Consider the following 9,732-nt stretch of genomic DNA (forward strand, 5'->3'; position numbering starts at 1 on the left):
TTGCATATCTTTGTGAGATGAATGAAAATTTAGATCCTACTACAAAGGGATACAATCCAGAAGAGCTAGATCTTGAAAAAAGATTACGTCCGCTGTCATTTGATGATTTTGCTGGACAAGATCAGGTATTAGAGAACCTGAAAATTTTTGTCGCTGCTGCTAATCAGCGTGGTGAAGCACTTGATCATACGCTTTTTCATGGACCTCCGGGATTAGGAAAAACTACTTTGGCAAACATTTTGGCTAATGAGCTGGAAGTTGGAATTAAAATTACTTCCGGACCGGTATTAGATAAACCTGGAGATTTGGCAGGATTGCTTACTAATCTTGACGAGAGAGATGTTTTGTTTATTGATGAAATTCATAGATTAAGTCCTATTGTTGAAGAATACCTATATTCTGCAATGGAGGACTTTAAAATTGATATCATGATTGAATCGGGACCAAATGCCCGAACAGTTCAGATTAATTTAAATCCATTTACTTTAATTGGTGCTACTACTCGTTCTGGTTTACTGACTGCTCCGATGCGTGCGCGTTTTGGAATTTCATCTCGTTTACAATATTATACTACTGAACTTTTAACTACCATTGTTGAAAGAAGTTCTTCAATTTTAAAAATGCCAATTTCTCTTGATGCAGCAATTGAAATTGCCGGGCGTAGCAGAGGAACACCTCGTATAGCTAACGCATTGTTGCGAAGAGTTCGTGATTTTGCACAGATTAAGGGTAATGGAACTATTGACTTAGAAATTGCTCGTTATGCTCTAAAAGCTTTAAATGTTGATGCGCATGGGCTTGACGAAATGGATAATAAAATTTTGTTGACCATAATAAACAAATTCAAAGGAGGGCCTGTCGGACTTTCGACATTGGCAACGGCTGTTTCTGAGAGTAGCGAAACGATTGAAGAAGTTTATGAACCTTTTTTAATTCAGGAAGGTTTTATAATGCGTACTCCTCGTGGACGTGAAGTCACGGATAAGGCTTATAAGCATTTAGGAAAAATAAACACCAATATTCAGGGCGGCTTATTTTAATATTTTTTAAATGTCTGAAAATAAAAAATATAGTTATCCGAACAAGCTTTCCATTTTTAGATTCTTTTTGGATGCGGAAGGAGTGCGCAGAAATCCAATTCCTTTTCACAAAAAGTACTTTGATAAATTTGGAGATTCATTTTCTTTAAAAATTGGTATTTCGAAACACTTGATTTTATCGAGAGATAATGAAATTGCGCAACATATTTTACAAAAAAATCAGAAGAATTACCATAAATCGAAGTTTCAGTCTGTTTATCTCTCTAAGTATTTAGGGAAGGGACTATTGACTGTTGATGGTGATTTTTGGCTAAAGCAAAGAAGACTTATTCAACCTGCATTTCATAAGCAAAAGATGAATCAGTTGGTTGAAAATATGAATCAGACTATAGTTTCAGAATTAGATGTTTTAGTCGAAGAGAAAGCAGTTGATCTTTTCCCTGTAATGAGTCAGTTGGCTTTTAATGTTGTAGCAAAATCCTTATTTCAACTTTCTATTTCTGAAGAAAAGTTAAATCGTATAAAAGTAATTATAGAAGAAGTTCAAAATTTCCTGATTAAAGAAATAAGACTTCCTCATAAAGCATGGTGGTTTTCGGCTACTGGGCAAGTAAAAAAACACCTTGATTTAGCAGAAGAGAATAATAGTATTATCAGGGAAATTATTGAGGAGCGGATTTCTTCAAACGAAGAGATTAATGATTTGCTTAATATGCTTTTAGAAACCCGTTATGAAGATACTGGTGAAGGAATGTCTGTCAAGCAATTAATAGACGAAATTAAAGTACTTTTTATTGCCGGACATGAGACTACTGCAAATGCCTTAACTTTTACGCTTTATCTTTTGGGAAGAAACCCGGAAATACAACAGAAAGTTTTTGATGAAATTATTGAAATTGAATCACAACCTGAAAATGTAGTAGAACAACTTCAAAGAATGACTTATACAAATGCGGTTTTAAATGAAGCGATGCGATTGTATCCTCCGGCCTGGATTACCGACAGGCAAAATGTCGAAGATGATAGTATTGGTTCATTCAATTTGAAAAAAGGGACTTTAATTGGGGTTTCTTTTTATGAACTTCATCGTAATCCTAAATATTGGGATAATCCTGACGAATTTATACCTGAAAGATTTCTAGGAGAACAAAAGAAGCACTCAATGCAATATTTTTATCCCTTTGGTGCGGGACCAAGAATGTGTATAGGAGCTGGATTTGCTATTTATGAGATGTGTTTGACTATCTCTCATATAGTAAAAAAATATAAAATTAAATCTGTTAATTCTGAAATTAAACTCAATCCATTAATTACATTGAAACCTGTTGGAGTGGAAGTTTTATTCTGTAAAAGATGACGATCAATTCAAAAGAGACATATTCGAAATTTATAAAAGCTGAAGCAAAACGACTTGGTTTTCTTTCTTGTGGGATATCTAAAGCGGGATTTCTTGAACAAGAAGCGCCCCGCCTAGAGAAATGGTTAAAGAATAATCAAAATGGCAAAATGGCGTATATGGAAAACCATTTTGATAAACGTTTAGATCCGACATTATTAGTTGATGATGCCAAAAGTGTAGTTTCACTTTTACTAAATTACTATCCTTCAGAAGCTCAAAATCAGGAGAGTTTTAAGATTTCTAAATATGCTTTTGGTCAGGATTATCATTTTGTAATCAAAGAGAAATTAAAAGAGTTTCTTCATTCTATTCAAGAGAATATTGGGGAAGTTTCAGGTCGTGCTTTTGTTGATTCTGCACCTGTGTTAGATAAAGCCTGGGCAGCCAAAAGCGGATTGGGCTGGATTGGTAAAAACAGCAATTTACTAACTCAGAAAGTAGGTTCATTTTATTTTATTGCAGAACTTATACTTGATTTGGATTTAGAATATGATCATGCCACTACAGATCATTGTGGTTCATGTACCGCTTGTATTGATGCATGTCCTACTCAGGCAATAGTTGCTCCCTATGTTGTTGATGGAAGCAAGTGTATTTCTTATTATACCATTGAGTTAAAAGAAAATATTCCTTACGAAATGAAAGGCAAATTTGATGAGTGGATGTTTGGTTGTGATGCCTGTCAGGATGTTTGTCCGTGGAATCGTTTCTCAAAACCACATTCCGAACCATTATTTAATCCGAATCCTGAATTGCTTTCTTTCTCAAAGAAAGACTGGATTGAGATAACAGAAGAAACTTTCAAAAAAGTTTTTAAAAATTCTCCTATTAAACGGACCAAGTTCGATGGTTTGAAACGCAATATAAATTTTTTAGATTAAAAAGTAAGTCCGAGATTAATTCGGACTTTTTTCTTTTTAATTGGCTGCTAGTTTAGTTTCAGTATTTTGTTCCTGATGTTTTTTAGAAACGAAAAAAAGGCACATTTTTGTAAGAGACTCTTTTCCAATTTAATATATGTGTCTTTTTTGCAATGTAGGAAATAAAACACAGTAGATGTATTTCGTCTATATTTATTATCGACGAATGACAAATCTATTGATGGTTTGTTTTAGGAAACAAGGATTGTTTTGGTGTAGAGATCTTTTACTTGGAGTATTACTTGTCTTACTTGTTAAAATAGCTGAAAGCGTTTTGAATTTAAAACTAAAGTCACTTTTTGAGTTTGATTTAAAAAGGATAAACATTCAGTATAATATTTAATTATTTGATTGTCAGTATTAGTTTGTTTATGTTGTTAGCTAAAATATTTAAAATAACGGCATTAAAGACTCTAAAAACATCTTCTAATAATACTTTTTCTTATTTGCAGAAAGCGAGTTCAACATTGAATTTAAATAAAAAATAATTACTTAAGACGAGAAATGTCTTTAATATATAGTAAAGAAAAAGTAAACAAATGTTAAATTATAAACTCGTTTGTAGAGTTTTTGATTTTGTAAGATATTTTAATGTTTTGCTATTAAATTAGAGATAATATTTTGTTATTTGTAAAAAATTAAGAAATTTCTCCCTTTTCATTGATGAATGTTTAGTTTTTTGAATTATTTAAGGTCGTTTTGATTGAAAATAAGTGTAATTCAACGTTTTTATAGGTAGTTTATCGACTAATATAGCTAGTTATTAGGTGTTTATATACTTTCGCCGCACCAAAACTACCATGAAATTATGAAACCATTTTTATGTTTTGAGCCGATTACTAAAATGGCTCAATCATTTTTTGAATTAATAACAGAATCTGACTTCGGATTTTTTTTTAATTCAAAATCCTTTCCTCATATTTTTTCCTATGTCTCCCATATTCTGAAAACCACGATTGGTTTTACGGTTAACACTATTTGTATTCCTCAAATCTCATTTGCGTATGCGTAACTTTACTTTTAAAGATCTTAATTTACTTAGGTCTTTTTTTATTGCTTTTTTACTTCTACTATCAAACACATCTTTATTTGCACAAATTTGTGGCACACCAGGAGGTGATGGTCCTGTAACAATATCCAGCTCAATAAATACTTATTATCCTATTACTGGAACGGTTACGATGAATACTGGATCTAAATCCATACTTTTAAGTAAAGTACCTGCAACAGATGCACATCTTAATAATTTTGGTGCGACTCCAATTTCTACAGGAGATTTGATTTTGATTATTCAAATGCAGGATGCTACTATAGATTATACAAATAGTACAAGTTATGGTTCCGGAACTGTAAATAGTGGCTTGGACGGTTTAGGGGGGACTGGTTTTACAGCTCTTGGCAATACTGGTGTTTTTGAATATGTTATTGCAACTAACAATGTACCACTGACAGGAGGGAATTTAACATTTAAAGGGACCGGTTCTGGAGGTGGTGTGCTTAATAGTTTTTTTAACGCAGAGGCAACATCAACAAGCGGCAAAAGAACCTTTCAAATTATTAGAGTGCCACAATATTCTAATTTAACCTTAACATCAAATATAACCACTCCTCCTTTTAATGGAGTTGCAGGTGGTGTAATAGCTTTTAATGTTTCGGGTACATTCAATTTTGCTGGATATACAATTGATGGAACTGCTCGTGGTTTTAGAGGAGGTTATAGTCCTAGAGCGGATTCTGATCTAAATGATGCTAACACTTACGTGGGATTATCAACTAATAATAAAATTTCAGGAAAAGGAGAAGGAATAGCAGGAACACCGCGCTATATGTGGGATGGTTATAATCAAGTTGATAACTTAGTTGAAGGAATGCCAGGAGGATCTTCCGGAAGAGGAGCTCCAGCTAATGCAGGAGGAGGTGGTAATGACCATAATACTGGCGGCGGTGGCGGTGGTAATGGAGGATATGGTGGCTTAGGTGGTGCTGGATGGCAAGGTGGTAATGGTAATATTCTTCCAGCAACAGGAGGAGGAAGGCCAGGTTTTAGATCATATCTTACAGCTGTTCCATTTCCAAAGCTTGTTATGGGTGGAGGTGGTGGAGCTGGTGATGCCAATAATGCTTCATCTGGCGTAAAAGGAGGTGTAGGAGGTGCTATTGTTCTCGTTAATGCCGGTACGGTTTTAGGAACTGGTACTATTTATGCTAACGGTGGAAAAGGAGCCCCTGGTGCTTATTCAGGTTCGCCTGACGGAGCTGGTGGTGGTGGAGCTGGAGGAACTGTATTATTAAATATTTCTAATGATAGTAATGCGACTATTAAAATAGAGGCGAATGGAGGAGATGGAGGAAATACGGAAAATGATAATAACAATGAGCACGGACCTGGTGGTGGAGGTGGTGGTGGAATTATCAGTCATAATCTTTCGGGTACAGTAAGCATAATTACTAGTGTACTTGGTGGTGCAGCTGGTAAATCTAATGCTGGTAATGGAATCAATCATGGTGCTATCGGTGGATCAGTTGGTTATGTATCAACATTTACAATACAAGATGTTCCGCCAAATCTGCAGGTAAATTCAAATTGCTTTCCTGCTATTGAGACCAAAGTAAAAACTTTATCAACAACGTCAATTTGTAATTCCATTGATGAGAAGGTATATTATGAGGTTCAGATAAAAAATACAGGTGTAGGAAATGCGGCAGGAGTAGTCTTAGACTTTCTTTTTCCAGTAGGTATCGAATTTGATTCTGCTACAGCGACATATTCACTTGATGCTACAGGGCCTTCAGGACCTTTGGCTAATAGTGCTACAGCAAATAACCCTCTATTTGGAGGATTTAATATCGCACAAAATGGAATTGTAACAATAACTTTAGTAGGGAAAGTTGCAACATCGATTGCAGCAGGGACATATAGCTCTAATGCGCAAGCGTTATATCTTGATCCTACTCGTACAACTGCCGATCCAAATAGAAAAATAACACCATTTATAAATGCTTATGGAACGGTCAGTAAAAATTACGAAGGATTAAACCAATCTAATGTCCCGGGTGCTAACTTTAATGGAAATAGTTCTACTGCAGATGATATAACAATACTAGCTTTGCCAACTGCACCTACCGTTACAATTTTACAGTCAACTTGTGCTACTCCAACAGGAACGGTAACAGTTAGTATACCAGTAAATGGTCCCGGAATAAATTATACATTAACAGGAACAAGTCCTGTAGCGGCATCTATAACTAATGGGACAGGTGTTTTTTCCGGATTAGTTCCAGGCACTTATAAAGTAACTACAACAAATGCACAAGGATGTACTTCATCTCCAACTACCGGTATAGTTATAAATACTGTTGCTGGCGCACCAACGACTACTGGGGTATCAATTTGTCAGGATGGAACGGGATCATTAACAGCTTCTTCATCATGCTTAATTTCAGAGAGTACCGGAGCAAAAATAGCAGGGACAGGGACTAGCCCAAATATAGGTGCTGGTACATTAGTGTGGTCAAATCCAGGAAAAATTACTTCAAATAATTCTGATAGTGCAACTGCAAGTGTTACTAATGGGGGAAATACTACTGTAAGAACAAAGTATCTTCGAGGAACAAAATTTGGTTTCTCAATACCAGTAAATGCCGTGATCAAAGGAATTCAGGTGTCAATTAATCGTTTTAGTAGTGTAAATAATTCTGATATTTATGTTGTCGATAATGTTGTTAGTTTGATTAAGGCTGGAACAATTACAGGTGATAATAAAAGTACTTTAGCAAATTGGTCAACAAATTCTACGACGGTTGTTGATTATGGAGGTGCAGGAGATTTATGGAGTGGATCTTGGACACCAGCAGATATTAATGATGAAAATTTTGGAATAGCTTTATCTTCAAATATTACTAGGACATCAAGTAATGATATTACTGCATCAGTTGATTATATGCAGATTACTGTGAATTATACAGTAGATGGGGTAGAATGGTATACTTCATCTTCTGGAGGAACACCAATTTATACGGGTTCTCCATTTAATCCAGTAGGTGTTTTGGGTTCAGGTTTAACAAATACAAGTACGCCAGGAACAACAACTTACTATGCTGCATGTACCAGCGCTTCAAGTTGTAGAACAGCTACAAATTTTGTTATTAATGCGAAACCTACAATAACAGGAACAACACCAGCTTCACGATGTGATACAGGAACAGTGATATTAGGAGCTACAGCTTCATCAGGAACAATTAATTGGTATGCTGCTTCAACAGGTGGTACATCTTTGGGAACTGGAATGAGTTTTACAACACCGAGTTTATCAACAACAACCAGTTATTATGTAGATGCAACGGAGAATGCCTGTACAACTGCAACCAGAACTGCAGTTGTAGCGACAGTAAATACGTTACCGACCATAAATTCAGCAACAGAAAGTTCTAGATGTGGCACAGGTACAGTAACACTAACTGCAACAGCATCAAATGGAGCAACCATTAATTGGTATGCTGCTTCAACAGGTGGTACATCTTTGGGAACAGGTTCGAGTTTTACAACACCAAGTTTGTCAAGCACAACTACTTACTATGTTGGCGCTACTTCTGCTGAAGGATGTCCGACGGCATCAAGAATTGCAGTTGCAGCCGTTATAAACACTATTTCTACAATTACATTGACCAGCGGTACACAAAATCCAGCAGTTTGTGCAGGAACAGCAATCCCTAGTACTGTTTATACTTTTGGTGGAAGCGCAACGAATGTTGTGGTAACTAATTTACCAGTTGGATTAGCATTTGCTGTTGATTCTGGTGCAAAAACAGTAACTATTTCAGGAATTCCAACAACTGGAGGAACTTATACAATAGCAACTGTTGGCCATACCTCTCCATGTACAGCAGTTACAATTATGGGAATTGTGACGGTAAATACTTCGGTAGCACCAATATTAAGTACAATAACACAACCAACATGTACAGTAACTACAGGAAGTTTTACTATTACCAATTATGATGCTTCTTATATTTATATAATAACCCCATCAACAGGAGTTAGCAGAACGGGAAGTTCGGTTATAGCTCCGGCTGGTAATTATACTATTAAAGCGACGGTCAATAGTTGTGATTCGGCAAACACAGGATTTGTAATCAATCCAAAACCTTCAATACCGGTAACCCCTACAATTTCAACATCTACGGCTACTACATTCTGTTCGGGCGGAAATGTTGTGCTGACTTCATCTGCTGCTTCAGGTAACCAATGGTACAAGGATGGTGCTTTGATTTCAGGTGCAATTGCTACGACATACAGTGCCACTGCAAGTGGAAACTATACGGTTATTACGAATAACGGAACCTGTTCAAGTTTGGCTTCAGCAGGAACTGCGGTAACGGTAAATCCACTTCCGGCAACTCCGACAATTTCAACATCTACTGCTACTACATTCTGCTCGGGCGGAAATGTTGTGCTGACTTCATCTGCTGCTTTAGGTAACCAATGGTACAAGGATGGTGCTTTGATTTCAGGTGCAACTGCTAAAACATACAGTGCTACTGCAAGTGGAACCTATACGGTTATTATCAATAGCGGAACCTGTTCAAGTTCGGCTTCAGCAGGAACTACGGTAACGGTAAATCCACTTCCGGCAACTCCGACAATTTCAACATCTACGGCTACTATATTCTGCTCGGGCGGAAATGTTGTACTGACTTCATCTGCTGCTTCAGGTAACCAATGGTACAAGGATGGTGCTTTGATTTCAGGTGCAATCGCTACGACATACAGTACCACTGCAAGTGGAAACTATACGGTTATTACGAATAACGGAACCTGTTCAAGTTTGGCTTCAGCAGGAACTGCGGTAACGGTAAATCCACTTCCGACAACCCCGATAATTTCAACATCTACTGCTACTACATTCTGCTCGGGCGGAAATGTTGTGCTGACTTCATCTGCTGCTTTAGGTAACCAATGGTACAAGGATGGTGCTTTGATTTCAGGTGCAATTGCTACGACATACAGTGTCACTGCAAGTGGAAACTATACGGTTATTACGAATAACGGAACCTGTTCAAGTTTGGCTTCAGCAGGAACTGCGGTAACGGTAAATGATCTTCCTATTGTTCCAACACTAAGCGCTGTGACTCAGCCAACGTGTGCAATAGCAACAGGAAGTTTTACGATTGACAATTACGATGCGACTTACACTTATACGATAACTCCATCAACAGGAGTTAGTCGAACAGGAAGTTCGGTTACAGCCCCTGCTGGAAATTATACCGTTAAAGCAACAGCCAATGGTTGTGATTCTGCAAACACTGGATTTATAATTAATGCTCAGCCTTCAACGCCTGCTGTTCCAACACTAAGCGCTGTGACCCAGCCGAC

Annotated in this window: 4 protein-coding genes; all 4 read left to right on the forward strand. The window is 36.8% G+C overall.

Going from position 1 to position 9,732, the window contains the following annotated elements:
- Positions 1–17 precede the first annotated feature (17 nt).
- Entirely contained in the window at positions 18–1,040 is a 1,023-nt protein-coding gene (gene ruvB / locus BUA98_RS05355; RefSeq protein ID WP_072970540.1) for a Holliday junction branch migration DNA helicase RuvB, read from the forward strand.
- Between the two features lie 10 nt (positions 1,041–1,050).
- On the forward strand, positions 1,051–2,397 hold the full coding sequence (locus BUA98_RS05360; RefSeq protein WP_072970541.1) for a cytochrome P450: 1,347 nt from the start codon (positions 1,051–1,053) through the stop codon (positions 2,395–2,397).
- Positions 2,394–3,320 carry a tRNA epoxyqueuosine(34) reductase QueG gene (gene queG, locus BUA98_RS05365; RefSeq protein WP_072970542.1) on the forward strand — a complete coding sequence of 309 codons (927 nt, stop codon included), beginning with the start codon at positions 2,394–2,396 and terminating at the stop codon, positions 3,318–3,320. Before BUA98_RS05360 ends, queG begins: the two co-directional genes overlap by 4 nt.
- A 1,043-nt stretch (positions 3,321–4,363) precedes the next feature.
- The coding region (locus BUA98_RS05380; protein WP_072970545.1) for a beta strand repeat-containing protein at positions 4,364–9,732 on the forward strand (5,369 nt) is incomplete at its 3' end.

It is taken from the genome of Flavobacterium saccharophilum (assembly GCF_900142735.1).
Taxonomy (GTDB): Bacteria; Bacteroidota; Bacteroidia; order Flavobacteriales; family Flavobacteriaceae; genus Flavobacterium; species Flavobacterium saccharophilum.

Excerpts from the sequence above, each read along its gene's own strand:
- ruvB (WP_072970540.1), top strand. The coding sequence starts at position 18 with ATGAATGAAAATTTAGATCCTACTACAAAGGGATACAATCCAGAAGAG.
- BUA98_RS05360 (WP_072970541.1), top strand. The coding sequence starts at position 1,051 with ATGTCTGAAAATAAAAAATATAGTTATCCGAACAAGCTTTCCATTTTT.
- queG (WP_072970542.1), top strand. The coding sequence starts at position 2,394 with ATGACGATCAATTCAAAAGAGACATATTCGAAATTTATAAAAGCTGAA.